Genomic DNA, 1,324 nt, shown 5'->3' with positions numbered 1-1,324 from the left:
TGTAGTGCATCTAAAATAGTGGACACTGTCCCCACCCAAAATGTCTTTAAATTTTAGGGGAGTTGCTGTCTAAAAGTGATTGGAGATAAATCACGTAACCTTTTCTGGGTACGTTCGTGATTGTAATAAGCGATATATTCTTCAGTTGCTTCGAAGACGTCTAAGAACGACCTAAATGATTTTTTTCGAACCCTGACACACTCACACTTGAAGTGACTAAAAAAGTTCTCTGCGATGGCGTTATCCCAACAGTTGCCTTTGCGCGACATGCTTACGATAATGCCCTTTTCATTTAAGAGTTCTTGATAACTTTTGTTGGTGTAGTGTATGCCCTGATCGCTATGTAATAATGCTCCAGCTACTGCTCGCTTTTCCGAAAGACTTCTTACTAAATCTGTTGCTAGTGTCGCGTCTAGGTTCTGACTAATCTTATAGGCAACTACTTCCCTGTTAAATAAATCTAGAATAACTGATACATAGACCATAGAATTCGGAATTGGTATATAGGTTATATCTGTAGCATATTTCTCGCCAGGCCTTGTACTGGTAAAGTTACGGCTTAATACATTAGCCGCTACTAAATTCTCTTTAGCCAACTGGCGGTTTAGTTTAATTTTTTTACGTCTGATACAAGCCAGCAATTGATTTTCCCTCATAATTTTGAGGACTTTATTAGCACTTATAATCAATCCATAGTTTTGATATAGTTTTATCTTCATCTGGCGGTAACCTAAAATTTGACGCACTTTAGCTTGCTCAAATGCAATGAGATCTTTTAAAGAGTCAACTTGCTTAGGCTTTTGCGCTAACCAGCGGTAATAACCGCTTCTACTGACATGCGCGATTTTGCAAAGCAAGGTTATCGTGTATTTGACTGTTAGTTCAAGAATGGATTTATAGATGTCTACCCTTTTACATTCCACCCCTCGATTTCTTGAAGCTTTTTTAAAAAATCAATTTCAGCTCTTAATCGCAAGTTTTCCTGATCCAGCATCCTTTCTCTAGGAGATGGCTCATGAACTTGGTAGGGATGTTTAATACTTTGTTTTCCGGCAGTTGATTTTTTCCCTGCTGCAACTAGTTCCTCTTCTGTAACGAGTCCTACTTTGCTCAATTCGTTTATCCATCGCGTAATATAGTTCTTTGATGGCAAGCCAAAGGATCTGGAAACTACACGTATGCCGTGAGGGCAGTTAAGGTATTCTCTAATTACCGAAAGCTTAAATTCTTGACTATACTCTCTTTTAACCATCAGCATGCACCCCTTTGTATATAGTCTAATGTCCCCATCAGCTATTGTCCATTTTTTCAGATGCACTGCAGT

2 protein-coding genes are annotated in these 1,324 nt (G+C 38.7%); both read right to left on the bottom strand.

All coding sequences use genetic code 11. The features are described 5' to 3' along the window. Window positions 1–53 precede the first annotated feature (53 nt). Complete coding sequence (locus ACAN52_RS21825; RefSeq protein ID WP_378957253.1) at window positions 54–923, bottom strand: IS3 family transposase; 870 nt, start codon at window positions 921–923, stop codon at window positions 54–56. Beyond that, on the bottom strand, window positions 905–1,324 hold a 420-nt coding region (locus tag ACAN52_RS21820; RefSeq protein WP_378957252.1), incomplete at its 5' end, for a hypothetical protein. The genes ACAN52_RS21825 and ACAN52_RS21820, both read right to left, overlap by 19 nt.

The organism is Pelosinus sp. sgz500959, assembly GCF_042610375.1.
Lineage (GTDB): Bacteria > Bacillota > Negativicutes > DSM-13327 > DSM-13327 > CTSoil-075.
Note: the sequence above shows the minus strand (reverse complement) of the source record. Positions and strands in the feature narration are given on the sequence as shown.